Source organism: Streptomyces sp. NPDC055239, assembly GCF_053606205.1.
Map to the genome: position 1 here is coordinate 1,288,095 of NZ_JBSGRD010000001.1, position 24,684 is coordinate 1,312,778.

General features: G+C 69.3%; 22 protein-coding genes. 16 read left to right on the forward strand and 6 right to left on the reverse strand.

What is annotated here, in order from left to right:
- Nucleotides 1-8: 8 nt before the first annotated feature.
- Both ACWFRJ_RS05340 and ACWFRJ_RS05345 read right to left on the reverse strand, forming a co-directional pair.
- Complete coding sequence (locus ACWFRJ_RS05340) at nucleotides 9-773, reverse strand: YqjF family protein (protein ID WP_453524845.1); 765 nt, start codon at nucleotides 771-773, stop codon at nucleotides 9-11.
- A 164-nt stretch (nucleotides 774-937) separates the two neighbouring features.
- Nucleotides 938-1,342, reverse strand: a complete 405-nt coding sequence (locus ACWFRJ_RS05345; protein ID WP_453524846.1) for a DUF5997 family protein — start codon at nucleotides 1,340-1,342, stop codon at nucleotides 938-940.
- Nucleotides 1,343-1,400: 58 nt separating this feature from the next.
- Between ACWFRJ_RS05345 and ACWFRJ_RS05350 the strand changes: the two genes are divergently transcribed.
- On the forward strand, nucleotides 1,401-2,228 hold the full coding sequence (locus ACWFRJ_RS05350; RefSeq protein ID WP_453524847.1) for a LysR family substrate-binding domain-containing protein: 828 nt from the start codon (nucleotides 1,401-1,403) through the stop codon (nucleotides 2,226-2,228).
- A gap of 38 nt (nucleotides 2,229-2,266) precedes the next feature.
- On the opposite strand, the gene ACWFRJ_RS05355 is transcribed toward ACWFRJ_RS05350, so the two are convergent.
- Complete coding sequence (locus ACWFRJ_RS05355; protein WP_453524848.1) at nucleotides 2,267-3,286, reverse strand: YdcF family protein; 1,020 nt, start codon at nucleotides 3,284-3,286, stop codon at nucleotides 2,267-2,269.
- Between the two features lie 123 nt (nucleotides 3,287-3,409).
- Between ACWFRJ_RS05355 and ACWFRJ_RS05360 the strand changes: the two genes are divergently transcribed.
- The 7 genes from ACWFRJ_RS05360 (at nucleotide 3,410) to ACWFRJ_RS05390 (ending at nucleotide 11,591) form a co-directional block, all read left to right on the forward strand.
- Entirely contained in the window at nucleotides 3,410-3,646 is a 237-nt protein-coding gene (locus tag ACWFRJ_RS05360; protein ID WP_453524849.1) for a hypothetical protein, read from the forward strand.
- Nucleotides 3,647-3,702: 56 nt separating this feature from the next.
- Nucleotides 3,703-4,011: a hypothetical protein gene (locus tag ACWFRJ_RS05365; RefSeq protein ID WP_453524850.1), complete on the forward strand. Its 309-nt coding sequence runs from the start codon at nucleotides 3,703-3,705 to the stop codon at nucleotides 4,009-4,011.
- A 210-nt stretch (nucleotides 4,012-4,221) separates the two neighbouring features.
- Nucleotides 4,222-4,575: a hypothetical protein gene (locus ACWFRJ_RS05370; RefSeq protein ID WP_453524851.1), complete on the forward strand. Its 354-nt coding sequence runs from the start codon at nucleotides 4,222-4,224 to the stop codon at nucleotides 4,573-4,575.
- A 494-nt stretch (nucleotides 4,576-5,069) separates the two neighbouring features.
- Nucleotides 5,070-6,158 (forward strand): DUF1996 domain-containing protein, encoded by a 1,089-nt coding sequence (locus ACWFRJ_RS05375; protein ID WP_453524852.1) that lies wholly within the window; start codon nucleotides 5,070-5,072, stop codon nucleotides 6,156-6,158.
- A 134-nt stretch (nucleotides 6,159-6,292) separates the two neighbouring features.
- The gene (locus tag ACWFRJ_RS05380) at nucleotides 6,293-8,047 is read left to right on the forward strand and encodes a discoidin domain-containing protein (protein WP_453524853.1); all 1,755 of its coding nucleotides are present in this window, start codon (nucleotides 6,293-6,295) and stop codon (nucleotides 8,045-8,047) included.
- Between the two features lie 23 nt (nucleotides 8,048-8,070).
- Complete coding sequence (locus tag ACWFRJ_RS05385; RefSeq protein ID WP_453525073.1) at nucleotides 8,071-10,488, forward strand: glycoside hydrolase family 3 C-terminal domain-containing protein; 2,418 nt, start codon at nucleotides 8,071-8,073, stop codon at nucleotides 10,486-10,488.
- Nucleotides 10,489-10,550: 62 nt separating this feature from the next.
- Nucleotides 10,551-11,591: a LacI family DNA-binding transcriptional regulator gene (locus ACWFRJ_RS05390; RefSeq protein ID WP_453524854.1), complete on the forward strand. Its 1,041-nt coding sequence runs from the start codon at nucleotides 10,551-10,553 to the stop codon at nucleotides 11,589-11,591.
- 48 nt (nucleotides 11,592-11,639) lie between these two features.
- On the opposite strand, the gene ACWFRJ_RS05395 is transcribed toward ACWFRJ_RS05390, so the two are convergent.
- The gene (locus ACWFRJ_RS05395) at nucleotides 11,640-13,205 is read right to left on the reverse strand and encodes an oleate hydratase (protein ID WP_453524855.1); all 1,566 of its coding nucleotides are present in this window, start codon (nucleotides 13,203-13,205) and stop codon (nucleotides 11,640-11,642) included.
- A gap of 212 nt (nucleotides 13,206-13,417) precedes the next feature.
- On the opposite strand from ACWFRJ_RS05395, the gene ACWFRJ_RS05400 reads away from it, so the two are divergent.
- Entirely contained in the window at nucleotides 13,418-13,603 is a 186-nt protein-coding gene (locus ACWFRJ_RS05400; RefSeq protein ID WP_453524856.1) for an antitoxin, read from the forward strand.
- Between the two features lie 157 nt (nucleotides 13,604-13,760).
- Here ACWFRJ_RS05400 and ACWFRJ_RS05405 read toward each other — a convergent pair whose 3' ends face one another.
- Nucleotides 13,761-14,606, reverse strand: coding sequence for a helix-turn-helix domain-containing protein (locus ACWFRJ_RS05405; RefSeq protein ID WP_453524857.1), 846 nt, complete (start codon nucleotides 14,604-14,606; stop codon nucleotides 13,761-13,763).
- A 91-nt stretch (nucleotides 14,607-14,697) separates the two neighbouring features.
- Here ACWFRJ_RS05405 and ACWFRJ_RS05410 point away from each other — a divergent pair, with 91 nt between their 5' ends.
- The 3 genes from ACWFRJ_RS05410 to ACWFRJ_RS05420 all read left to right on the forward strand — a co-directional run bounded on the left by ACWFRJ_RS05410 (nucleotide 14,698) and on the right by ACWFRJ_RS05420 (nucleotide 16,567).
- On the forward strand, nucleotides 14,698-15,474 hold the full coding sequence (locus ACWFRJ_RS05410; protein WP_453524858.1) for an alpha/beta fold hydrolase: 777 nt from the start codon (nucleotides 14,698-14,700) through the stop codon (nucleotides 15,472-15,474).
- Between the two features lie 119 nt (nucleotides 15,475-15,593).
- A complete protein-coding gene (locus ACWFRJ_RS05415; RefSeq protein WP_453524859.1) occupies nucleotides 15,594-15,968 on the forward strand; it encodes a PadR family transcriptional regulator in 375 nt (124 codons plus the stop codon).
- Nucleotides 15,965-16,567, forward strand: coding sequence for an HAAS signaling domain-containing protein (locus tag ACWFRJ_RS05420; RefSeq protein WP_453524860.1), 603 nt, complete (start codon nucleotides 15,965-15,967; stop codon nucleotides 16,565-16,567). Before ACWFRJ_RS05415 ends, ACWFRJ_RS05420 begins: the two co-directional genes overlap by 4 nt.
- A gap of 55 nt (nucleotides 16,568-16,622) precedes the next feature.
- Here ACWFRJ_RS05420 and ACWFRJ_RS05425 read toward each other — a convergent pair whose 3' ends face one another.
- Nucleotides 16,623-18,719, reverse strand: coding sequence for a DUF6351 family protein (locus ACWFRJ_RS05425; protein ID WP_453524861.1), 2,097 nt, complete (start codon nucleotides 18,717-18,719; stop codon nucleotides 16,623-16,625).
- 361 nt (nucleotides 18,720-19,080) lie between these two features.
- On the opposite strand from ACWFRJ_RS05425, the gene ACWFRJ_RS05430 reads away from it, so the two are divergent.
- From ACWFRJ_RS05430 to ACWFRJ_RS05445, 4 genes are all read left to right on the forward strand, one after another.
- Nucleotides 19,081-20,247: a TetR/AcrR family transcriptional regulator gene (locus tag ACWFRJ_RS05430; protein WP_453524862.1), complete on the forward strand. Its 1,167-nt coding sequence runs from the start codon at nucleotides 19,081-19,083 to the stop codon at nucleotides 20,245-20,247.
- A gap of 96 nt (nucleotides 20,248-20,343) precedes the next feature.
- Nucleotides 20,344-21,822 carry a carboxylesterase/lipase family protein gene (locus ACWFRJ_RS05435; RefSeq protein ID WP_453524863.1) on the forward strand — a complete coding sequence of 493 codons (1,479 nt, stop codon included), beginning with the start codon at nucleotides 20,344-20,346 and terminating at the stop codon, nucleotides 21,820-21,822.
- Complete coding sequence (locus ACWFRJ_RS05440) at nucleotides 21,804-23,081, forward strand: MFS transporter (RefSeq protein WP_453524864.1); 1,278 nt, start codon at nucleotides 21,804-21,806, stop codon at nucleotides 23,079-23,081. Before ACWFRJ_RS05435 ends, ACWFRJ_RS05440 begins: the two co-directional genes overlap by 19 nt.
- Nucleotides 23,078-24,643 carry an acyl-CoA synthetase gene (locus tag ACWFRJ_RS05445; RefSeq protein ID WP_453524865.1) on the forward strand — a complete coding sequence of 522 codons (1,566 nt, stop codon included), beginning with the start codon at nucleotides 23,078-23,080 and terminating at the stop codon, nucleotides 24,641-24,643. The genes ACWFRJ_RS05440 and ACWFRJ_RS05445 overlap by 4 nt, the downstream gene beginning before the upstream one ends.
- Nucleotides 24,644-24,684: the final 41 nt, after the last annotated feature.

A 24,684-nucleotide genomic window follows, 5' to 3' on the forward strand; every position in this document is an offset into this window, starting at 1 on the left:
GGCGCCCGTCAGGGAGTCGGGATGCCACCAGGCCGGGCGGGACGCCCGAAACGGACCGGAACACCCGGCGAATACAGCACGCTCACCGGGTCCCCGACCGGCCGCGACAGCCCCGCGGCCGCGACCAGGTCCTCGTCGCACTCGATCAGGTCGGCCCGGTGCAGCGGCCAGCGCGGATGCACGTTCGGCAGGAACATCTGCCGCCCGAAGAACGTGTTGTGCATGCCCCACCGGGCCGTCAGGAAGTGCTCGAAGTCGGTCGGCTCCTCGACCCGCTCGCCCACCCTGACGGCGATACGACTGTGCGTGCCGCGCGGCCCCGGCCAACGCCTGGCACTCGTGTACGTGACGGTGTCGCCGCTGTGCCGGATGCTCATCCGCGACCACTGGTACGGCAGCCGGAAGGCGCCGCGCGCGACCGCCACCGGGATCAGGCGCGAGGCGTCCAGGGAGCGGAAGACGACTCCGCGGCGGCCATGGGCGTCCACCGAGTAGAGCCGTACGTTGGTCTCGGGAAACGTACCCAGATAGGGGATCCCGGGCAGCCGGAACCAGCCGACCCGGTGCATGCGGAACGCGACGAGACCCACGTAGGTCACCCCGTCGTGGAGATCGGGAAACGTCCCGGCGGGCAGGAGCGGCGCCACGTCCGCGGGGTCGACGGCCCAGTGCACGAAGGCGAGGTCGAGCCACGACTGCGTGAGCAGGGGATTCTCGGCGGAGGTGGGGGGATCGGCGGATATCGGTTCCGGTACGGCGGGGACGATGGCCACGGGATCAGGATCGCAGGCACGTCGGCCACGCCCGTCACGGGGTCGGACATTCGGGTTGGTATCGGGCCCGCGCGCCGCTGACCAGGAGGATCGGCGTCAACCGCGCACGACTGAGCCCCCGGCTCACCGCGTCGGTGGCCGGGGGCTTCGCGCTGCGAGCGAGGTCAGGAACGCGGCTTGGGGTCCTGCTCGGCCCGCTCCGCGTTCTTCTCCTTGATGCGTACCGTTTCCTTGCGGACCTCGGCCTGCGTGGCACGCTCCTTCTGCAGCCACTCAGGGTTGTCCGTCTTCAGTGCGTCGATCTGCTCCGTGGTGAGGGCCTCCGTGACCCCGCCACGCGCGAGACCGGCGATGGACACACCGAGCTTCGACGCGACGACCGGCCGGGGATGCGGGCCGGTGCGCCGCAGCTCCTGCAGCCACTCGGGCGGCTCGGTCTGCAGGGCGCTGAGCTCGGTGCGCGAGACGACACCCTCCTGGAACTCGGCGGGGGTGGCCTCGAGGTACACACCCAGCTTCTTCGCCGCGGTCGCGGGCTTCATGGTCTGGGTGGTCTGGTGCGACGTCATGGGTACCAGGGTATCGAGCGTGTGAGCTACCGCCGACCACGACCGGTAACCTGGCGGAGTGACAGACTCGCAAGTAACCCCTTCGTTCAGGCTCGCGTATGTCCCGGGGGTGACGCCCACCAAGTGGGTGCGGATCTGGCACGAGCGGCTGCCCGACGTGCCGCTGACCCTCGTCTCCGTGACCCCGGGCGAGGTGTTCGAGCTCCTGCGCGACGGCGGCGCCGACGCAGGCTTCGTACGGCTGCCGGTCGACCGTACGGACCTCAGCGCGATCCCCCTCTACACCGAGACGACGGTCGTGGTGATCCCCAAGGACCACGTCGTCGCGGCGGTCGACGAGGTGTCCGCGGAGGACCTGGCCGACGAGATCGTGCTGCACCCGCTCGACGACACCCTCGAGTGGGAGAACCAGACCTTGCCGGGACAGCCCGCGAGCGAACGCCCCGCCACGACGGCGGACGCCGTCGAGCTGGTCGCGGCGGGCGTCGGCGTACTCGTCGTCCCGCAGTCGCTCGCCCGCCTGCACCACCGCAAGGACCTCACCTACCGACCGCTCTCAGAAGCCCCGGAATCACGGATCGCGCTGGCGTGGCCGCAGGACGCGACCACGGACCTGGTCGAGGACTTCATCGGGATCGTCCGGGGCCGCACCGTCAACAGCTCACGGGGCCGCGCCCAGACTCCCGCCGCCACCCCGGACCAGCCGAAGGGCAAGAGCCCCGACAAGGCCGGCGCCCGGCGCAAACCCGCGGCGGGCAAGCCGACGGGGAAGACGGGCAAGACGGGCAAGCCGACCGGAAAGACCGGCAAGAGCGCACGGAGCGGTTCCGGCGGCGCATCGAAGAGCGGCAAGCGGGGCAAGCCCGGCGGCGGACGCCGGTCCTAGCCCGCCGTTGCCGTCTGCGGGACGGCCCACCGGCAGCCTCACCCGAAGCCGTTCCGCTGCGCCCACCAGGCGAGCACTCCGCCGAGCACGAGCAGCAGGCAGATGGCCACGTTGGTCCGCCTGTAGGAGACGAGGACCGCGGTGAACTCGCGGATCGTCGCGGTGGGCCAGAAGTACGCGGCGGTGGGCGAGCCCACCACATGACCGGTGATCCCGGTCCGCCGTGCGGTGAGTGCGGCGCGGAAGGCGTGGTAGTTGTTCGTGACGATGACGCACCGGTAGTCCGGTGTCGTCTTCTCCATGATCGCCTTGCTGAATCTCAGATTCTCGTCGGTCGTCGTCGAGCGGTCCTCCCGCTCGATCCGGTCGGCGGGGAACCCGCGGGCGATCAGGTAGTCGGCCATGGCGTGGGACTCCGGCAGGTCCTCGTCCGGCCCTTGGCCTCCCGAGGTGATGAGCACCGGGGGATCGCCCCGCTCGGCGAGCCGCGCGTGCACCGCTTGCGCCCGCTTGAGGCGGCTGGCCAGGAGAGGCGGCACGGTGGAGCCGCCGACGAGCCCTGAGCCGAGTACCACCACGTAGTCGGCCTTGCGGCGCACCCGCAGCCGCCCGTACAGGAACGCGTAACAGACGAAGCTCAGGAACAGGAACGAGAGATAGCCGGCGAGGCCACCGGCCGCCGTTCCCACCCCGACCCACACCGGCGTCCGCACGACCACGGCCGTGACCAGCAGCGCCACGACGCTCAGGATGCACAACGCGGCCACGAGCGAGAGCAGGTTGGTGGGACTCCTGCCCTCCTTGCGCACCATCTGCAGGCCGTTGAGGATCAGCAGAATCGTCAGTACGAGGATGCCGAGCGACCCCAACACCAGCAGCGACCACGCGACCGCCTGACCTGATGCCGAGCCGGACCTGATCAGTTGGAACGCCCAGGCCGCGAGTCCGCAGAGCACGGCGAGCCCCAGGATCACGGCATTGCTGAACTTCCTGCGCTCGCGCGCCACGCGCACACAGAAGACGAGAAAGAGGAGTACCGCGGGGGCGTAGACCAACATCCGCACAGCGTAGGCGCCGTGCGCCCCCGTCACGCCCCCATTGACCCGGATCCGGAGGGGTCCGCTGTAGTGATCTCCGGTGCCAGGCCGTGCCTTTTCCGGGGGCGGGGAGTTGACCCCGGTATGAAGAAGCGAAGCGTACTGGCCGTTGTCACTTTCGCCGCCGGGGCTGTCATCGCCGCGATCAGCCCGCCCCCGGGAGCGGACACGGCGGACACGGCGGGGCCCGTTCACTCGACGGGGGCGGTGGACGAGCTCGGCGACGTCGAGCAGTGGACCTGGACCGACGGCACCTCGTCGAAGCCTGCCGCCGAGCAAGGTGTGGTCGCTCCTGACATCTCCAGTACTCAGACGCTCTGAGGCGACGGACCCAGGGCCGGGACGTACGCGATTTGGCCCATACTTGGAGGACCCACATGTCCCGTACCCGACAGGCACGCAAGAGCGCGGCGCGACTCGCGGTCGTGCTGACGCTGAGCCTGCTGACTCTTCCGATGCTCGGCGGCACTGCCTCGGCGGGCGGCACGTGCTTCGCCACCCACGCCGATTCCCCGATCTACGCCGGGGACAACCCGTGGACCGAGATCGTCGGGTATCTCGATCCGGGCACGCCGGTGAACGGCACCCGCCAGGGTGAGGACGCCCTGTGGCGGGTCTCGCGCACCGACAACGGCCAGCAGCTCGGCTACATGCGGGCGGCCGACCTCCGCTGCGAAGCCGGCTGACGGCAGCTGACAGCTGACAGCTGATCACGACGGTTCGTGGCGGACCCGCCGCACTCCGGGCCCGCCGCACTCCGGACCCGCCACGAACCGCAGCCGCGCTCGCACCCGCACCCCCCAACTGAACGCCGTGGCCCGCACGCTTGCCGTGCCGGTATCGTCCACCTCCTGACCAGCCGCTTCGGCGGCCTTCGACCCTGAGGTGGATTTCTCATGACCGGCCGGTTCGCGACGACGACCTTGTGGCGACCGACTGGGCCCAAGGAGCTTGATCTGGTCCGGGAGTTGAACTGGCGCGCCTGGCCGCCCCGGCTGCCCGAGCAGCCGATCTTCTACCCGGTCCTCAACGAGGACTACGCGATCAGGATCGCCAGAGACTGGAACGTGAAGCACGACGGCACCGGTCACGTCACACGCTTCGAGGTCGACTCCGAGTTCCTGCGCCGTTACCCCGTCCAGCAGGCGGGTGGCCGGACGATCCTCGAACTGTGGGTTCCGGCCGAGGACCTCGACGATTTCAACGCCCACATCGTGGGCGAGATTCAGCTGGTCCACACGTTCCGGTAAGAGGCCGCAGGCCCCGGGACGGGCCTGTGAACCGTAGGAGAGCGCTCTCCCGGGCTGCATTCTGCATGCCTCCGACAGAGACGTCAACGGCCCCAGAGTCGACTCTCCAAGCCGCCGTCACATCGCGCCGAGCAGCGGTCGGGGCGGCCGATATCGCGACGCCCAGCTCTCAACTACCGCTGACCTCAGCGAAGTTGCGTTCAGTGACCCGCGAGTCCGGGTGAGTGGCCAGTCTCGTACGCCATCTGCGCGCCGCCGATCCGCAGTTGCCGACACCCAGTAGTTCACCGTCTCTTGACACGCTCGTGTCACGGTGGGAACACTCCGGGAGAGCGCTCTCCCAACTCTGACTCCGGCGGGCGCTCTGCAACAGGTGGCTGCGGGTGGCCGGTTGGCGCCCTCGGTCGTCCCTGTCCCCACCCGGCATCCGGGAGCGCACGGCCACGGCTCCCTGGCCGGTCCCCACATCCCTCTCCACGTGGCAGGAGGTCTCCATGGCACGGAGATCGAGAACGATCTCAGGAGCGCTGATCGCGGGCGCCCTGATACTGAGCTCACTGGGCATCGGCGGCATCGCGATGAGCGCCGACAACGCCTCACAGCCCCGGACGCAGAAAGCCATGGCATCTCACGCGGGGCACGCCATGGCCGCATCCACCCGAGCGTCGGCGGACGACACCGACGGGGACGGGTACATCCCCGCGAAGTCGCCCGTCACCGGCGCCGAGCCGTCCGCCGACCAGCCGCCGCACCGCTACTTCCACGAGTTCCAGGCGCACTGTTCGGTCACGCACACCGCCCCAGACGACCCCATCGTCTACCCCGGGCAGCCCGGAAAGTCGCACGACCACACGTTCATGGGCAACACCACGACGAACGCCAACAGCACCACGGCGTCGCTGGACGCGGGCTCCACCAAGTGCCTCGCCCCCGGTGACAGGTCGGCGTACTGGATGCCCACGCTGTACAACGGCGACAAGGAGATACGTCCCGTAGGGGACCAGACGATCTACTACAAGGCCGGGGTCACCGACTACACGAGCGTGCGGCCGTTCCCGAAGGGGCTCAGGTTCGTCGTCGGCAGCCCGATGCAGAGCGCGCAGGAGTTCCGCAACCACCCCGGTTTCGTCGAAGGGTGGGAGTGCGGGACCAGCTATTTCAACGTCGAGTTCCCCAAGGACTGCCCCACGACGCCCGACACGCAGCTCAACATCCGTTTCCAGGCGCCCAGTTGCTGGGACGGCAAGACACTGGACTCGCCCAACCACCAGAGCCACATGTCGTACCCCGTGGTCAAGAACGGCACCAACGACAACATCTGCCCGACGAGTCACCCCGTCGCCCTGCCGATGATCGAGTTCAAGATGGCGTTCCCCGTCAACGGGGATCTGTCGAAGGCGCGATTGGCGAGCGGCGCGAGCCACTCCTTCCACTACGACTTCTTCAACGCGTGGGACGACGCGACGCAGAAGGCACTGGTGGACCACTGCATCGTCGGCGGCCTGCAATGCGACCCGCGCGGCTATGACCAGACACACCCCGAGGCGGGCGCGGCGCTCGACGAGAACTACGAACTGCCCTGACCGCGACCTGTGAGGGGCAGTGCTCGATCTGTGAAGGGCGGGCTCCCCCCGCCCTTCACAGCCCCCGCGCCCCCTCCACTCCGCACCTTCCCCACCCCCCTCCCATCCCCCCCCTCATCCACCAGGAGATCGCCATGCTCAGACCTGGTACCGCTCTCTCCCTCCGCAGCGTCGTGGTTCCCGCGGCTGCGGGCCTGCTCGTGGCCGCTGCACTCGTGCTCCCCGCGCAGCAGGCACACGCGGCAGGCAGCGTCGTGAAGGTGACCGGTTCGCAAGGCAACTGGCAGCTCACCGTCGACGGCTCGCCCTACCAGGTCAAGGGCTTGACCTGGGGACCTTCGGTCGCCGACGCCGACAAGTACATGCCCGACGTGAAGTCCATGGGCGTCAACACCATCCGGACCTGGGGCACCGACGCCTCCAGCAAACCGCTCTTCGACTCCGCCGCAGCCCACGGCATCAAGGTCGTCGCGGGCTTCTGGCTCCAGCCCGGCGGCGGCCCGGGGAGCGGCGGCTGTGTCAACTACCTGACGGACACCGCGTACAAGAACCAGATGCTCGCGGAGTTCCCGAAGTGGGTGGACGCGTACAAGGACAACCCCGGTGTCCTGATGTGGAACGTGGGCAACGAATCGGTGCTCGGCCTGCAGAACTGCTATGCCGGTGACGAGCTGGAGAAGCAGCGCAACGCGTACACCACCTTCGTCAACGACATAGCCAAGAAGATCCACGCGGTGGACCCCAACCACCCCGTGACCTCCACCGACGCCTGGACCGGCGCCTGGCCCTACTACAAGAAGAACGCCCCGGACCTCGACCTCTACGCCGTCAACTCCTACAACGCCGCGTGCGACATCAAGTCCGACTGGGAGAAGGGCGGGTACACCAAGCCCTACATCGTCACCGAGTCCGGGCCCGCGGGCGAGTGGGAGGTCCCCGACGACGCCAACGGAGTTCCCGAAGAGCCCACCGACCGGGCCAAGGCGGCTGGATATACCAAGGCTTGGGACTGCGTGACCGGTCATCGTGGTGTCGCGCTCGGCGCCACCCTGTTCCACTACGGGACGGAGTACGACTTCGGCGGCGTCTGGTTCAATCTGCTTCCCGCGGGACAGAAGAGACTCTCGTACCACGCCGTGAAGAAGGCATACAAGGGCAGCACCACCGGAGACAACACCCCGCCGGTCATCACCGATCTGGCAGTCGACGGCGACGCGGGCAAGGTCCCCGCGGGTGCTCCGCTCACACTCACCACCAAGGTCAGCGACCCTGACGGCGACGCGCTCTCCTACGAGGTGCTCGCCAGCAGCATCTACATCGACAAGAACAAGGACCTCACCCCCCTTGCCGTCACGAACCAGGGATCGGGCCGCCTGAAGGTCACCGCTCCGGACAAGCCCGGCGTCTGGAAGATCTACGTCAAGGTCAGCGACGGCAAGGGCAACGTCGGCATCGAGACACGGTCCGTGCGCGTGGTCGTGCCGCCGGTCGACGGCACGAACGTCGCCCTGGGCAAGCCCGCCACCGCCTCCTCCTTCCAGCCCGGCAGCGGCGACTGCCCGTGCCCCGCAACCAAGGCCGTCGACGGCAAGAACGACACACGCTGGGCCAGCGACTGGAGCGATCCGCAGTGGCTCCAGGTCGACCTGGGCTCCACCACCTCCTTCAAGCACGTCCAGCTCAACTGGGAGACCTCGTACGCGAAGGCTTACACGATCCAGACCTCGGACGACGGACAGAACTGGAAGACCGTGCGCGAGGTGAGCGGAGGCAACGGCGGCGTCGACGACTTCGACGTGAACGGCTCCGGTCGGTACGTACGGGTCAACGGCACCCAGCGAGGCACCGGATACGGCTACTCGCTCTACGAATTCGGCATCTACAAGTGACGCACGAGGAACTGCTGCAACTGATGGGCACGCTGGGCCTGGCGCAGAAGGTGGGTCTGCTGACCGGAGCCACGGTGTGGCGTACCCGGGCCGAACCAGCCGTAGGACTAAGGGAGATGGTCTTCTCGGATGGTCCCGCCGGTGTGCGGGGGGAGGAGTGGGACGAACGCAGGACCTCGCTGCTCCTGCCCTCCGCCTCCGCCCTCGGTTCACTCTGGGACGAGCAACTGGCCGGTGAACTCGGCGAGCTGCTCGCCCTCGAAGCCCTGCGCAAGGGGGTGCACGCGGTCCTCGCGCCCAACCTGAACCTCCACCGCACCCCGCTGGGAGGGCGCCACTTCGAGTGCCTGGCCGAAGACCCGGAGCTGGCCGTGCGTACCGGAACCGCCCTGATCCGTGGCATCCAGGCCCACGGCGTCGCCGCGACCGCCAAGCATTACGTGGCGAACGACTCGGAGACCGAACGGCTCACCATGGACGTACGGGTGGACGAGCGGACGCTGCGCGAGGTGTATCTGGCCCCGTTCGAGGCTGCCGTCAGAGCGGGCGTGTGGCTCGTCATGAGCGCGTACAACGGCGTCAACGGCACGACCATGACCGCCAACGAACTGCTGGCCGAACCCCTGAAAGGAGAGTGGGGATTCGACGGGGCCGTCGTCTCCGACTGGGGCGCCGTGCGGCTGACGGCCGAGAGCGCGGCTGCGGCCCAGGACCTCGCGATGCCCGGCCCTGAGGGCCCGTGGGGCGCGGCTCTGGTGGCGGCGGTCCGCAGCGGCAGCGTCGAGGAGGAGGCGATCGACGACAAAGTGCTGCGCCTGCTCACTCTGGCCGACCGGGTCGGTGCGCTGGGGAGCGTACGGAGCATCCCGCCGCGCGCGTGGCCCGGCGGCACGGCACGCCGACTGCTGCGCCGCGCCGTGGCAGCGAGCACCGTCCTGCTTCGCAACGGCGACGTACTGCCCCTGGACCCCGCCGCGCTGAGCAGCGTGGCGGTCATCGGACGGCACGCGTCGGCCCCGCGTCTCCAGGGAGAAGGCAGCGCCGGAGTCTTCCCGCCGGACGTCGTCACACCTCTGGACGGGATCAGGGCCCGGCTGCAAGGGCGGGCCGAGGTGCGGCACGCTCCGGGCCCGGACCTGGGAGGGCAGCCGCTGCCGCTGGATCCCGCACGGTGCGAGAACCCTCTCACCGGGGAGCCCGGCGTGCTGTTGCGCGTACTGACAGCGGCCGGTCATGAGCTCCACTCGGAACACCGCCTGTCCGGAAGGCAGTTGGAGCCTCCCGTCGCGCCGGAAGCCCACACCGTCGAGATCAGCGCACTGGTGCGCCCGGCAAGCGACGGAAAGTGGACGTTCGGGGTGGGCGGCTACGGCCGGATGAGTCTAGTGGTGGACGGACAGCCGCTGGTGGAGGGGGAGTTCGCGCGCGACACCGACGACCCCGCGGTCATCCATCTCGATCCGCCGCGCCGTCACGCTTCGGTATGGCTGGCGGGCGGGCACGCCGCACACGTCGTGGCACGCCGCGAGCTTGCACCCGGCACCGGCCGCGCCGTCGTCGTGACGGCCGCGGCGCCCGAGCCGGACCCCGAGCAGGCACTGGCCGAAGCGGTCGAGGCCGCACGGCACGCGGACGTCGCCGTGGTCGTGGTGGGCACCACGGAGGGCGGCGAGGCCGAGGGGCACGATCGCACCTCGCTCACCCTGCCGGGCCGCCAGGACGAACTGGTCTCGGCGGTCGCCGCCGCCAACCCGCGCACCGTGGTCGTCGTCAACTCGGGCGGCCCCGTGGAACTGCCCTGGAGAGAAGAGGCCGGGGCGGTGCTGCTCTCGTGGTTCCCCGGACAGGAGGCGGGGGCCGGGCTCGCCGACGTCCTCTTCGGAAAGGCCGAACCGGGCGGCCGACTGCCCACCACATGGGGAGCCGCCCTTGCGGACGCGCCGGTCACGAAGACGCGTCCGCGGGACGGTGAACTCGTATACGAGGAGGGCCTGCACATCGGCTACCGGGCCTGGCTGCGGGCGGGCCGCGAACCGGCGTACTGGTTCGGACATGGCCTGGGTTACACCACGTGGAGCTACGAACGCCTTCGGGCAGCGAGTGTCAGTGCGCAGGGCGGGGGAGGAGCCTTGGCCGTGGAGGTCCAAGTGCGCAACACGGGCACGCGCCCGGGACGTGAGGTGGTGCAGGTCTACCTCGCACGGCCCGACTCCGCCGTGGACCGCCCGGTCCGCTGGCTCGCGGGCTTCACGGCGGTCCGGGCGGAGCCGGGGGAGACGGTGACTGCGTGGGTGGAGATACCGGCCAGGATGCTGCGCCACTGGGATACGGACGAGGGCGCATGGCGCACCGAACCGGGCGTCTGGCGGGTTCTTGCCGGGCGCAGCGCGGGATGTCTACCCCTGACGGCGACGGTACGCAGGTCAGACAGCCGCTCATAGCAGGCGCGCAGGCACGGGAGAGCGCTCTATGACGCCTGGAGGTGGGGCGTTAGGGTTCCCGGATGGACAGACAGATGCCGACGCTGGAGGACGTGGCGCGCGAAGCGGGGGTCTCGCGCGCCACCGTCTCCCGGGTGGTCAACGGCGTGCGCAATGTCGCCCCCGCCATCCAGGACGTGGTCCGAGAGGCCATCGAGCGGACGGGCTACGCACCCAACCGGGCGGCCCGCTCCCTGGTGACCCAGCGTGCGGGCACCATCGCCCTGGTCGTCTCGGGCGCCGGGGACAACTCCGACACGGCACAGAACGCGTTCGCCGCGCGGGTGTTCGCGGACCCGTTCTTCGGCCGGGCCGTCAGCGGCGTGGTGGGATTCCTCCGTCCGCGTGCCATGCATCCGGTGCTGATGTTCGCGGAGACGGAGGAATCGCGCCAACAGGTCCTGACCTACCTGCGCCAGGGCAACGCGGACGGCGCCCTGGTCGTCTCGACACACGCCGAGGACCCGCTGCCGACGCTGCTCGCCGAAGCGGAGGTGCCCGCGGTGTTCTTCGCGCGTCCCTCACTCCTCGCCCGCGTCACGTTCGTCGACTTCGCACACCGGGACGGGGCGAGGCTGGCCGCGGACCATCTGCTGACGCGTGGCTGTCGACGCGTGGCCACCATCTCGGGCCCGTTGGACATCCCCGCGGGCCGGGAACGCCTCGCCGGTTTCCAGGACGGCATGGAGCGGGGCGGCCAGCCCTACGTCCCTGTCGCCGAGGGCGGCTTCACCCTGGAGAGCGGCGCGAGGGCGATGCGCCGGCTGCTGGCCGAGCACCCGGACATCGACGGGGTGTTCGCGGCCAACGACCTGATGGCCCAAGGGGTGTGCCAGGTCCTGCGGGAACAGGGCAGGCAGGCCCCCGGGGACGTGGCGGTGGTCGGATTCGACGACTCGAGCGTGGCGGTCACCTGCGTACCGCCGTTGACGACGGTGCGGCAGCCGGTCGAGGAGATGGGTGCCGAGATGGCGCGCCTGCTGCAGGAGCAGATGGAGGGCGTACGGACAGAGCCCACCTCGGTGATCTTCGAACCGGAACTCGTGGTGCGCGAGTCGGCCTAGCGGGTGGCGGGTGGCCGGGCAGCGGTCCGCAGCGCCATCCGCCAGTGGTCAGCGCCGGTGCATGGTCTGCAGCGCCTCGACAAGGACCTTCGGGTCGTGCCCTCCCTTGTAGACGGGCGGAGGCTGCTTCTCGAGCCCCAGCAACTGCGCGACGGCCGTCCAGGCGGTGCGCACCGAGTACTCGACCGTGAACACCACATCGTCGGGGACCTCGGCGTACTGCCCGATGAAGGCGAGGTTGGTGGACCCCTCCGGCACGACCTGAGGCCGGTCACCCGCGCCGCGGACCAGGAACTGGCTGGTGATGTACGGCATCAGGGCCGGGAGCACGATCGAGTGGTCGAGGATCTGCGGACCCTCCTCGAAGCGCAGGTGGTGCAGGACCTCGTCGAGGATCTCCCGGCCGGTGCACTGGCGCATCGGCTTGCCGACGAAGTCACCCTCCTTGTCCGGGAACAGGGCGTAGCCCCACCAGACGTAGGTGTCCTCGGGCTGGTCATGGAAGTGCGGCTGGTGGTTGAGGACGATGGTGAGGAGCCACTTGGAGTCCTTGAAGGTGATCAGGCCGCCCTTGCCGGCCTCGCTGCCGCTGAACTTCTCCATCAGCTCGAAGAAGGTGGGGTCCTTGGTCGTCACCGTGAAGGATTCCCACGTCGAGTCGGTGATGGACGAGTTGAAGACGGCGGGCCTGCCGAGCCCCTGCCGTTTGGCCGCGAGCGTCTCCCACAACTGCCAGGCGCCATCGGCTCCCGAGGTGTCGAGGGCGGGCACCGTGTTGGTCGACCCGAGGGTCGAACCGGCCGTCATCGAGCCGTTGGTGACCATGACGAGGTCGCCGGGGGAGAGCGTGATCTCCTCGCTCCGGTCGCCACGCGTGCAGCTGAGCGCCTCGACGGTGAGGGCGTCACCGTCGGCCAGGGCCAAGTCGGTGACCCTGGTACCGAGTTGCACGGTCACCCCCTGATCGGTGAGCCACTTCAGCAGCGGACGCACGATCGAGTCGAACTGGTTGAAGCGGGTGCGGTAGATGCCCGACATGGAGTCGAAGGTCTTGAAGAGATGGACGAACCGGTTGAGGTAGCGGCGGAACTCGATCGCGCTGTGCCACGGCTCGAAGGCGAAGGTGGTGCACCACATCCACCAGAAGTCCGTACGGAAGAACTCCGGGCTGAAGCAGTCGGTGATGCGCTTGCCGTCGAGCAGTTTCTCGGGGGTGCCCACACACTTGACCAGTTCGATACGGTCACGCTCCGTGAAGCCCATCGAGTGCGAGTCGACCACCTTGCCCTTGGCGTCGACGAGCCGGGCATGGTCGTCCCAGGCGAAGTCCTCATGGAAGGCGAAGGTGTCCTCGGTGACCGACTTCGACGGATCGTCGAGGGAGGGAATCGAACCGAGCAGGTCGTAGGTGCAGTCGAAGTGGATCTCGAACATCCGGCCGCCGCGCATCGTGTATCCGGTCTCGGGCGACCCGGAGGCGTCCAGACTGCCGCCCTCACGGTCCTGCTCCTCAAGGACGACGATGTCGGATCCCACGAACCCGCCCTCGCGGATCAGGAACGCCGCCGCCGACAGGGAAGCGATCCCGCTGCCCACCAGATACGCCTTCGCCATGAACGCCTTCTTCCGAGCTGTCGACCTGGGTTTGCGTACGCCGTATGACCTGCGCCCTCAGCTTCGGCCGACGCCTGGTCCGGTGCAGCAGGGGGCGCCCGAACGGGTTACTCCAGGGGCGGGCCGGACGGGCGAGGCCGAGCCAGCGGATGCGTATCGCGGCTCGCGATGTGAGCCTGGTGGAGGGGGCGACACAGAGAGGCGGTTGGCCCATGTCAGTCATGGACAAGCTCAAGCAGATGCTCAAGGGCCACGAGGACAAGGCCGGGCAGGGAATCGACAAGGCGGGCGACTTCGTCGACGACAAGACGCAGGGCAAGTACTCCGGCCAGGTCGACACCGCCCAGGACAAGCTGAAGGACCAGTTCGGCGGGGACCAGGACAAGCCCCAGCAGTAGCGCCGGTCCGCTTCCGGCCCGCGTTGTCAGTCCCGGCCGCTAGCCTGGACTCTTCTATCCGCGCTGTGGCTGCAGCGCTGCCGCCCCGCCCCCGTGATGCAGGGGCGGGGCACTCGGCTTTCCTGATGGCGTCGCGTCGTGCCCGGCGTTCGTGACGTCAGTCGACGGTGGCCGCGGCCTGCCACGCGCCCGGGCGCACACCCGCGGCGTTCTGGAAGAACACCGAGAAGTTGGACGCGTCGGGGAAGCCGAGCGCGGCGGCGCAACTGGCCGCGGTGAGCCGGTCGTGCGCGAGGAGCCTTTTGGCTTCCAGGATGATGCGGTCGACGATGTACGCCTTCGCGGTGCGGCCGGTGACCTGCTGGACCGCTCTTGAAAGGGTGCGGGGCGCGTATCCCAGCGCACGGGCGTAGTAGGCGGCGCCGTGCTGTTCCCGGAAGTGCGCTTCGACGCTGGAGCGGAACAGCCGGAACGTCGGATTCATCGCCCCCGCGTCGCCGTGCGGTGGCCGTAGCCGGGCGATGAGCGCGGAGAGCAGAATCGCGGGCAGTTCCGTTGCCGTGTCCTCGGGCGGGGCGGACGCCTCGAGGAGGAGATGACTCCGCGCGACGTCGACGAACGGCCAGTCGGCGTCGGGAACGCGCCACCGCGCGACCAGGTCCGGCGACGCGACGAGCTCTCGGGTGGCGTGGGTGACCGGCGCGGTCGGCAGGAACAGTACGACGTGCCCCGCCACGTCTGCGATGTCGTCCCAGCGATGCACCGCGCCAGGAGCGACCCACACCGCGGACCGCTCCTCGAGCGGATGCCGCAGGAAATCCACGGTGACGGATCCCTGCCCGGCATCGATGAGAGCGAGGACATGGAAGTCGGCACGTTGTGTGCCGCCGTCGTTCAGCTCGCGAAGGTGGTCGAACGTCATCGTCTCGACAGCGCCGCCACTGCCGCCTACGGGGTGGTAGGTCATCTGCCGGATCACGGTCACGTGTCCAGTTTCCACCATGGGTCGACCAGTCGCGCCGATGCCCCGCAGGAGCCGCGGAGATTGAATTGATCTCGGAAGATGCACCTCAGAACACTGATCGAGGATCGCGATGAACACGGCACAGAAGTCACCGCTGCCCGCTTACGACCACCGCCCGGGGAGCGGACCGACCTTGGTGTTCCTGCACTACTGGGGTGGTTCCGCCCGGACCTGGGATCTCGTCGTCGACCGCCTCGCGGGTCGCGACGTACTCACTGTCGACTTCCGCGGGTGGAGCCGCTCGAGCGGCATGCCGGGCCCCTACACGCTCGGCCGGCTCGCGGACGACACGCTCGCCGTGATCGCCGACGCGGGCGTCACCGACTACGTCCTCGTCGGTCACTCCATGGGCGGCAAAGTCGCGCAACTGATCGCAGCGACCCGCCCCGCAGGCCTCCGCGGAATCGTCCTCGTCGGTTGCGGTCCGGCGAAGCCCGCCGCAGAGATCACCGCCGAGTACAGGGAAGGGCTGTCCCACGCCTACGACTCCGACGGCTCCGTCACCGGCGCACGGGACAACGTCCTCACCGCGACCGAGCTGCCCGAATCGATCAAGTCGCAGATCGTGACCGACTCACGTGCCGGCGCGGATGCCGCCCGCACGGAGTGGCCGCTGCGCGGCATCGCGGAGGACATCACCGAGCACACCCGCATGATCAGCGTCCCCGCACTCGTCGTCGCCGGAGAGAACGACCACGTCGAGCCCGCCGGTGTGCTCCGCGACAACCTGGTGCCCTACCTCTCCGGAGCCGACTTCACGGTGCTCCCGCACACGGGTCACCTGATCCCGCTGGAAGCCCCGGCAGACCTCGTCGATGCGATCGTCGGCTTCGCGCCGGTTTCCTGACCAGGGCGGCACCGCACGTGGGCTGGTGCGGGCGGGGCGGCATCACCGGACCGATGGGAAGGAGGGGATTCACACCCCCTCCTTCCCATCCACTTGCTCCACCAGGTATCTTGCATCGCATGGAACCAGGTGATTCGACCAAGCAGGCCCGGGCTGCCGCCCAGCTGCGCAAGGGCGTCCTGGAGTACTGCGTGCTCGCCCTGATGCGGGACCGCCCCCGCTACGGCGTTGAACTCCTCCACGCCCTGGAGGACTCAGGCGCCCTGGCCACCAGTCAGGGCACGGTCTACCCGCTGCTCTCCCGGCTCCGCCGCGACGACCTGGTCACCACCACCTGGCAGGAGTCCGCCACCGGGCCACCCCGCCGCTACTACGCGCTCACCGACAGCGGCCGGGCCGCACTCGATGAGTTCACCCGCGTCTGGCCCGGCTTCCGCGACGCCGTCGACGCCTTCCTGACCACCCCACCCCCCACCACCGGAGACCTCGCATGAAGACCTCGACCGACCCCATACGCGACTACCTCTCCGCAGTCGAGCGCGAGGCCTCCGCACTCACCGCCGACCGCCGCCAGGAACTCGTCGCCGACCTCGCCGAACACATCGAGGTGACGCGTGCCGAACGCCCCGACGCCGCGATCGGCGAGATTCTGACGGAGCTGGGAGACCCCCGCACGATCGCGGCGACGGCGCTGGCCGAGGCGCAGAACGGAGCCGCCGGTACACCGCCCCGGGGCGGTGCCGGTGCGCCTGCGCCTGTCCGGCGCGGCAAGGTGCACCCCCTGGTCCCGCTCCTGATGCTCACCCTCTCGCTCCCCTTCATGGTGGTCTTCCCCGATCAGCCCGGCCCGCTGTTCGCCTTCCTGTTCCGCGTCACCGGCGCGGTACTTCTCTGTACCTCGGTGCACTGGACCTCGGTCCAGAAGACCACCGGCGTTTTGGGTACCGCCGTTCTGCCGAGTGTCGTCATCGCCACTTGGAACCTGTCCCGCGGCACCCAGACGGACGACACCACGGCCCTCCTGCTCAACCTGGCGATGCTCGCCCTGCTGGCCGGTGCGGCAACATGGCTCTGGCGGATCCGCCGCGCCTGAACGCGAGGCTGTGGATGACTCCGCCGTCGAAGCCAGGCCTGGCCGGCAGGCCCTGTCAGCGGCGGCTGTAGTCGATCCAGGTGCGCGGCTGTTCGTTCTGGCCCGGGCCCGGGCGGGTGTAGTCGCATACGCCCTTGGGGAAAGCCTTGTGCAGCTGGGCCCTTTCCGTTTTGGTGAAACGTACGCGGTAGTCGTCGAAGTCCAAGGGCTGTAGTGCGCACTTGAGAGTGGACTCGGCCAGCGGCTCGCCGGCCTGCAGCCGCGGGTCCGCGCCGATGGGGTACTTGTCCGCGCACGGCCCGCTGGCCGGGTAGGTCAGGGGAGCGTGGACCCGCTTGGCGGGGGTCAGGTAGCAGGCGTCCGAGAGGCCGGTGGGCTTGTTCGCCAAGACCTTCGCCTGCTTGCTGCGGGAGGACCCGTCGGCTGCGATGTTGGTCAGCCATCGGTCCATCGACTTCAGCACGTAGGCGTCCGCGGTCTGTTGTTCACCCAGTGCCAGCTTGCTTTCGATGATCACATGGTTGGCCGAGGTTCCGTTGGCCGCCCGCAGTCGCGCCCGCGTGATGTAGGACCAGTGGGCGGTGTGGACGTCGAGGGGCACCTCCTTGTCCGTGTGAATGCGGTGGTCGATGATCGGCGTACCGCGCAGTCCCTGGCGCATGCTGTTGAGCAAGTCGTCGCGGTAGGCGGTCTTCAGTGCCCGCGGGTCCGCCAGGGAGCGCTGGGCCACCGGTTCACCCTTGTCGTCGAATCCGCCGACGGCGGAGTTGAGCGCGATGAACTGGGCCCGGCTGATCTGTTTGCTGTTGAGTGCTTTGAGGCCGTACTGGACCCCGATGTTGTCCAGGGTGCTGCGAACGAATCCGGTCTTCGGGTCGCGGCCGAACTGGTTGGCGTACGCCTCCAGCAGCGTGCATTTCACACCGCTGGGGTTGGTCGTTGCGTTCCACAGAGCCGTGACGGGGATCGACTTGTCGCAGCGTTTGGCCGGGGAGCGTATGTCGAGGGTCTGGTCCGCACCGATGCAGCTGCTGTAATCGAGGAGCCCGGTCACCGCGTCTCGCTGCTGGGGAGTGAATGAGCTTCCTGCCCCGGCGAAGTAGCGTACGAGCAGCTTGCAGTCGCTGGCGACGCTCTTCTCTGCCGTGAAGGCGTCCGGGAAGCCGGCCATGGGAATGATCCCGTCCAGGATTCCCGGGTAGGAGTCGGCGATGGTGAACTGCTGGATGCCGCCGCCGGACCCGCCCCAGCCGATCGTGTGTTTCACCGGCCCGTAGGTCTCGACGAAGTGCTCCTTCACCATCATCGCCGCCTCCGCCGAGACGGGGATGCTGCAGTTGGTCTCCAGCACGTTGAGGGTGGAGGAGGCAACCGCGTAGCCCTGGGACAGGAAGGTGTCATTGAGCACCCCGCCGGTCTGCGCACCCTGGTGGTGTCCGCCCGAACAACCACCGCCGAAACTGTAGACCAGCCTGCCGTTCCAACTCTTCGTGTGCCTGAGAGGCGTGGGGTCGGTGCCGTCGAAGAGCGCGGCGGTCTCGTAGACGGCGCGGTTGATGGTGCCGGTCTCGACGCGGACGATGTAGGGCACCTTCCGGCCGCCCACGGTCGCGGTGGCGAGGTCGGCCGGGCGCTGGTCGGGGTCGGTGAGAGGAACGAACGTGCCGAGTTTGCTGCGGTACTTGTAACTGACCTTGGCGGGCGCCGAACAGAGCGGCTGTTGGGCAGGGGCGAGGCCGAACGCGGTCGTCTCGCAGTAGAAGGGCATGGCCTGTTGGCCGGAGAAGACGGGGCCGGTGGAGCGGTGGTTGGTGACGGTGCGAGTCGATGTGAGGCCGCCCGCCTCGGCGGTGACGCGATTGCGGCCGTTGTCGAGGTGGGTGACCAGGCCTAGCAAGGTCCCGTCGGGCTGCCGTTGAAATCCGTTGACCGCGTGCCCGTTCACCTTCACTCGTACCGGGCCTTGGCGGCCGGCCGTCGTGATCCGCAAGAGCGCGTCCCCGCCGCTGGTCCAGCCTCGGTCCGGGGTCGATGCGATCGCTATACGGGGCGGGGGCCGATCCGCGCCCACCGCCATCTGCTCCGGCGTCAGCGCGGTGGCCGCCACGACGGCGCAAGCGAAGAGCGCGACGCGGCGGAGTGTGCCGTGCATACGTATCCTCCTTGATTAGGACATGACATTTAGGTTCGTCGAGGGCGGGGCCCGTGCGGCTCACGTGTGAGGGCCTCGCTCGCAGGCGAGAGCGGGAACTGGTTGGCCTCCGGCGTGCGCGGGGGCCTTTCAGCTGACGTGCCGAGCCGCCGAAATCGGCCGTCCTGCAGCGTCGCCGCGGACTGGTCCGGTTCGCCCCGGCAGGGCCTCTTCTGATCCTTCTCGCTGGCTAACCGCGCTTAACTTAACGGTGTGGGTCAGGAGGGGCAAGAGGTGTGCGGCGGGAAGCTCAAGGGGGCGGCGCAGGGCCGTTTGCGACCAGTACATCTCACGGTAGGTTAATTCGGAGTAGCCTCAGTGCGTGAGTACACAGCCGGTCAAGCGTCCTGCCAACCGTAGAGCCCAGATCCTGCGTGCCGCCGCCGAGCAATTCCATGAGCGCGGCTTCCATGCGGTGGGTCTCGGTGACATCGCGGGCGCGGTCGGAATCTCGGCGCCCGCCCTCTACCGGCACTTCAGGGGCAAGCACGATCTCCTGGCCGCCGTGGTGGCCGACGGTTTCGCCGCGATGGATGCAGCGGTGCGGGAGGCCGACACGCTCGATGCCGCGGTATGGGCGATGGCCGAGCTCTCCGTCGAAAGGCGCGAGCTCGGCGTGCTCTGGCAGCGAGAGGTACGGCACCTTCCGGAGCCGGTGCGCGAGGAGGTGCGTCTGCAGTTCCGGGGGCTCGGAGCCCGCCTGGAGGGACTGGTCCAGGACCGGCGAGCCGACCTCCGGCCGGGCGACGCCGGCCTGCTGACCTGGGCGATGCTCGCGGAACTCGGGAGCCCGTCGCACTCGCGGATCGGCGTGTCCGAGGGGCGGCTCGTCGAGCTGCTGTACGAGATCGCGCAGACGGTGCTCACGACGCGGCTGCCCGAGGGTGTCGTCGAGGCCGGGCGGCGCGACGTGGTGCCGGTGGGACTCGCCTCCGCCTCGCGGCGCGAGTCCCTGGTGGCCGCGGCGACCAGATTCTTCGGACAGCAGGGTTTCCACGAGGTGGGCCTTGTGGAGATCGGCGCAGCGGCGGGCATCGCGGGCCCGAGCGTGTACAAGCACTTCGCCAGCAAGGGTGACCTGCTGTACGCCGCCCTCAACCGGGGCGCCCAGGCATTGCAACTCGCCCTGGCCGAGGCCAGAGCGTCCTCGAGTACGCCGCTGGAGGCACTCGCCGCCCTGCTGCGCGCCTACGTGAGTCTCGTGGAGACGCACAACGACCTGTTCATGGCGCTGGTGACCGAGGTGATCCACCTCCCGGACGAGCAGCGGCACGACGTGCGGCGCACCCAGCACGACCACGTCATGGAGTGGGTGCGGCTGTTGCGCGCCGGTCGGCCCGAGCTCGCTCAGGCCGATGCTCAGGTGCTTGTCCACGCGGTGCTCGGCATGGTCAACGACGTGCTGCGGACGGGGCATCTGAAGGGTCGGCCGCGGCTCGCCGACGACGTCATCGTGCTGGGGGAGCGGATCCTGCTGCCCGCCCACTGATCGGGTTCACCTTCTGTGCCGCCCTTGACAGTCCTGCCGTATGACGTCATAAGTTAATCACCATTAGCCAAGCGGTTCGGTGAAGGGACACAACCCATGGAAGTCGAGGTATGCCTCGCGGCGGGCCGTATCCGAGGGCGGGTGAACGATGGATGCGCGGTCTTCCGGAGCGTCCCGTACGCACAGCCACCCCGCGGATCCCTGCGCTTCGCACCTCCCCGGCCCGCGTCCTCGTGGGAGGGGGTGAGGGACGCCACCGCCCCCGGCCCCGGCTGTCCCCAGCCCAGCGTCCCCGCCGACCCCCTGGGCGACTACCACGGTCCGGCCACCACGGGCGACGACTGCCTGACGCTCGACGTCTGGACCCCGGACCCGAGCCGCTCGACCACGGGCCTGCCGGTCATGGTGTGGATCCACGGCGGTGGCTACGCGACCGGCGCCGGATCCGCTCCTGCCCACGAGGGATCCGCGTTCGCCCGTGACGGGGTGGTCTACGTCGCGATCAACTACCGGCTGAACGTCGACGGATTCCTCCCCGTCGCCGATCGCCCCGCCAATCTGGGGCTGCGCGACCAAGTGGCCGCCCTGACGTGGGTACGCGAGAACATCGCCTCGTTCGGCGGGGACCCCGACAACGTCACGATCTTCGGGCAGTCTGCCGGCGCGGTCAGCGTCATGAACCTGCTCGCGATGCCCTCCGCGCGAGGTTTGTTCCGCCGGGCCATCTCCCAGAGCGGCTGCTCGATGTCGGCGGTGTCCCGGGCACAGGCCCAGGAAGCGACCGAACGCATGGCTCAACTCCTCGGCGTACCCGCCACGGTGGAAGGATTCGAGGGCGCGGCCCCCGACGCGACACAGGACGCGGTGCTGCGGTTCCTCCTGGAGTTCAACGAGGCGGACCGCTGGGGCGCGCAGTCCTTCCTCATCAGCCCCTTCCGGACGGTGATCGACGAGGATTCGCTTCCGCAGGACGTGCCGACGGCCCTGGCGGCAGGCGCGTCCGCCGACGTCGAGGTGCTCGCCGGGACCACGCGTGACGAGACCGTGGGCTTCATGGCGATACGTGGTCTCCTCGGGCACACCGACGAGCACTTCGCACGCCTGGCCCTGGGCACCTTCGGACTCACCGAGGGCGACCTGGCGGTCTACCGCAAGGCCTCACGCCCCGGCGCGGAGCTGTCCGAACTGATCCAGGCGGCCTGGACCGACTGGGCCTTCCGCATCCCGACCCTGCGCCTCCTGGAAGCCCACCAAGGCACGCACCACGCCTACGAGTTCACCTGGCCGAGCCCGGCGCTGCCGCCCGGCTGCGGCTCCGACCACTCCCTGGACCTGCCCTTCGTCCACGACAACCTGGCCGCCTTCCCGGCCGGAACCGGGCGGCTCGGCAAGGAACCGCCCCAGCACCTGGCCACCGGCATGCACGACGCGTGGGTCGCCTTCGCACATGGCCGAGGCCCCGGCTGGGAGCCCTACACCCCGGAGCGCCGGGTGACGATGCGCTTCGACACCGACAGCGGCCCGGTCGACGACCTGGCCGGTGCGGAGCGGCTGCTGTGGCAAGGCATCAGGTGAGCGCCCTGTCCCCACCCGTGGTCCGGCACGGACCGCTGATGGGCGCGTACTTCGGCACACAACTGACGATGGGCATGGCCATCTCCGGCGTCGCCAGCGTGCTCATCCCCAACCGGATCGCCGAGCTGGTCGGCGAGGACGCCAAAATCGGGGCTCTGGGTCTTACGGTGGCACTGGGCGCGGTGGCAGGCCTGATCGCACAGCCGCTGGCCGGAGCCCTCTCCGACCGCACGCGGAGCCGGTACGGACGGCGCACCCCGTGGGTGGTGGGCGGCATGTGCGGCGGGGCTGCGGCGCTCCTGGTTCTCGGCCTGGCCGACTCACTTCTGTGGATCGCCGTGCTGTGGTGTCTGGCGCACGGCTGCTTCAATGCCGCGCTCGCCCCTCTGACCGCAGTGGTCCCGGACCGTACACCCGTCGAACGACGGGGCGTCTACTCCGCGTTGGGGGGTCTGGCCCTGCTCGGCGGGGGCCTGGTGGGCGTCGCCGTCGCCTCGGCCTTCCCTCAGCGCATGGCTGCGGGGTGTGCACTGCTGGCCGGTCTGGTCCTGCTGGGCTGCGCGCTGTTCCCGTTGCTGGCTCGCGAGGGGCCGGTCCGGGAGGGGCCGGTTCGCGATTGGCAGGACGGAGAGCCGGGACAGCGGGAGGTCTCGCCTGCCCTGGCTCTGCGCGAGCTGTGGATCAGCCCCCGCCGGCACCCCGACTTCGCCTGGGCGTTCGCCGCCCGGTTCGGAATGGTGCTCGGCTACCAGTCGATCCTCTCCTTCCAGCTCTACATCCTCCAGGACCACATCGGACTGACCCGGCAGGAGGCGAACCACATCTTCCCGGCGGTCGTCGCGGTCATGATGGTGGGCACCGTCATCGGCCTCGTGCCCGCAGGTCTCGTCTCCGACCGCATGGGCCGCCGCAAGCCTCTCGTGATCCTCTCCTCGGTGATCATCGCGGTCAGTGCGCTCCTGCCGATGGTCTCGCCGACCCTGCCGACGAATTTCGTCGCCATGGCCCTGGCCGGTCTCGGCTGCGGCTGCTATCTGGCCGTCGACCAGGCACTGATGACCCTCGTCCTGCCTCGTGCGGAGGACAACGCGAAGGACCTGGGGATCCTCAACATCGCCAACTCCGGCGCCCAGGCGCTGGCCCCGGCCGTCGCCGCACTCGTCATCGGGCTCGGCGGCTACACCGGGCTCTACGGGCTCGCCGGCGTGCTCGCCGTGATCTCCGCCCTCGCCATCCTGCCGATCAGGAGTGTGAGATGACCGAACTCGAGAAGGCAGGCGCGATGCTCCTCACCCAATCCCTGCACCGCATGCTCCAGCAGTCCCCCGAGGCCCCGCTGACCGTGTGCGGCGATCGTGTCCGCACCGTGCGGGCGTCGGCCGACCGGATTGCCCGCCTGGCCGGTGCCCTGCGGGGCCTCGGCACCGGACCGGGGGACAGGGTCGCGATCCTTGCCCACAACTCCGACCGCTACCACGAGTACCTGTTCGCCACCTGGTGGATTGGCGCCGCGGTAGTCCCCCTGAACATTCGCTGGAGCAGCCAGGAGATCGGTTACTCGCTGCGCGACTGCGGCGCCGACGTCCTGTTCGTCGACGACGCGTTCGCCGACCATGCCACCTGCCTGGAGGCTCCTCCCGCCACGGTCGTGCACTGCGGTGACGCCCCGACTCCTGCCGGGATGCTCGCCTACGAGGACCTGATCGAGAACGCCTCGGCGGCCTGCGACACGGGCGACCGGGGAGAGGACCTGGCCGGCATCTTCTACACCGGTGGCACCTCCGGCACGCCCAAAGGCGTCATGCTCAGCCACACGAACATGGCGCTGTCAGCCCTCGGCAGCCAGGTCAGCGGCGGACTCGCCGCCCCGGGCGGGCGCACGCTGCACTCCGCCCCCATGTTCCACCTCGCCGACCTCGCCATGTGGAACGCGCAGAACCTCGTCGGCGGCACCCATGTCATCCTGCCGGGCTTCGAACCCGGGTCCGTACTGGCGGCGATCCAGACGCACCGCACCACATCGGCGCTGCTCGTCCCCACGATGATCCAGGCTCTCGTCGATCACCCGAGCCTGCCCGAGCACGATCTGTCGAGCATGCGGTCCATCGTCTACGGGGCGTCCCCGATGCCCGAACCGGTTCTGAAGCGCGCCATGGACGCGTTCCCCGGCGTCGCCTTCGTCCAGGCCTACGGCATGACGGAGGCCGCACCCGTCGCCACCCTGCTCACCGGGGCGGATCACGCGGCGGGACGGCGGCTGCGCTCGGCAGGGCGCGCGGCCGCACACAGCGAGGTGAAGATCGCCGACCCTGCCGGCCGTGAAGTGGCACGCGGAACCGTCGGTGAGATCGCCCTGCGGGGCGGGCACATCATGCGGGGCTACTGGGGCAGGCCCGAGGAGAGCGCCGCTGTCCTGCGCGAGGGTTGGCTGCACACCGGCGACGGCGCCTACATGGATGACGAGGGTTACGTCTTCGTCGTCGACCGGCTGAAAGACATGATCATCTCGGGTGGCGAGAACGTCTACTCGGCCGAGGTGGAGAACGCGATCGCCCAGCACCCGGCTGTCGCCGCCTGCGCCGTCATCGGCGTACCGGACGGCGACTGGGGCGAGCGGGTCCACGCGGTCATCGTCCTCAGAGCGGGACACACCACCACCGCTGAGCAGATCCGGCAGCACACCAAAACCCTGATCGCCGGTTACAAGGCCCCCCGCAGCGTCGCATTCACCGACGCCCTGCCTCTCTCACCCGCGGGAAAGATCCTCAAGCGCGAACTGCGCGCGCCCCACTGGGAGCAGAGCGACCGCGAGGTCCAGTGACTCCCGCACCACCGAGACCCCCGGCAGGGACACATATGCCC

Coding starts and splice junctions, on each gene's coding strand:
- ACWFRJ_RS05345 (WP_453524846.1), bottom strand. CDS start 1,342: ATGACGTCGCACCAGACCACCCAGACCATGAAGCCCGCGACCGCGGCG.
- ACWFRJ_RS05355 (WP_453524848.1), bottom strand. CDS start 3,286: ATGTTGGTCTACGCCCCCGCGGTACTCCTCTTTCTCGTCTTCTGTGTG.
- ACWFRJ_RS05360 (WP_453524849.1), top strand. CDS start 3,410: ATGAAGAAGCGAAGCGTACTGGCCGTTGTCACTTTCGCCGCCGGGGCT.
- ACWFRJ_RS05365 (WP_453524850.1), top strand. CDS start 3,703: ATGTCCCGTACCCGACAGGCACGCAAGAGCGCGGCGCGACTCGCGGTC.
- ACWFRJ_RS05370 (WP_453524851.1), top strand. CDS start 4,222: ATGACCGGCCGGTTCGCGACGACGACCTTGTGGCGACCGACTGGGCCC.
- ACWFRJ_RS05375 (WP_453524852.1), top strand. CDS start 5,070: ATGGCACGGAGATCGAGAACGATCTCAGGAGCGCTGATCGCGGGCGCC.
- ACWFRJ_RS05380 (WP_453524853.1), top strand. CDS start 6,293: ATGCTCAGACCTGGTACCGCTCTCTCCCTCCGCAGCGTCGTGGTTCCC.
- ACWFRJ_RS05385 (WP_453525073.1), top strand. CDS start 8,071: ATGGGCACGCTGGGCCTGGCGCAGAAGGTGGGTCTGCTGACCGGAGCC.
- ACWFRJ_RS05390 (WP_453524854.1), top strand. CDS start 10,551: ATGGACAGACAGATGCCGACGCTGGAGGACGTGGCGCGCGAAGCGGGG.
- ACWFRJ_RS05395 (WP_453524855.1), bottom strand. CDS start 13,205: ATGGCGAAGGCGTATCTGGTGGGCAGCGGGATCGCTTCCCTGTCGGCG.
- ACWFRJ_RS05400 (WP_453524856.1), top strand. CDS start 13,418: ATGTCAGTCATGGACAAGCTCAAGCAGATGCTCAAGGGCCACGAGGAC.
- ACWFRJ_RS05405 (WP_453524857.1), bottom strand. CDS start 14,606: ATGGTGGAAACTGGACACGTGACCGTGATCCGGCAGATGACCTACCAC.
- ACWFRJ_RS05410 (WP_453524858.1), top strand. CDS start 14,698: ATGAACACGGCACAGAAGTCACCGCTGCCCGCTTACGACCACCGCCCG.
- ACWFRJ_RS05415 (WP_453524859.1), top strand. CDS start 15,594: ATGGAACCAGGTGATTCGACCAAGCAGGCCCGGGCTGCCGCCCAGCTG.
- ACWFRJ_RS05420 (WP_453524860.1), top strand. CDS start 15,965: ATGAAGACCTCGACCGACCCCATACGCGACTACCTCTCCGCAGTCGAG.
- ACWFRJ_RS05425 (WP_453524861.1), bottom strand. CDS start 18,719: ATGCACGGCACACTCCGCCGCGTCGCGCTCTTCGCTTGCGCCGTCGTG.
- ACWFRJ_RS05435 (WP_453524863.1), top strand. CDS start 20,344: ATGGAAGTCGAGGTATGCCTCGCGGCGGGCCGTATCCGAGGGCGGGTG.
- ACWFRJ_RS05445 (WP_453524865.1), top strand. CDS start 23,078: ATGACCGAACTCGAGAAGGCAGGCGCGATGCTCCTCACCCAATCCCTG.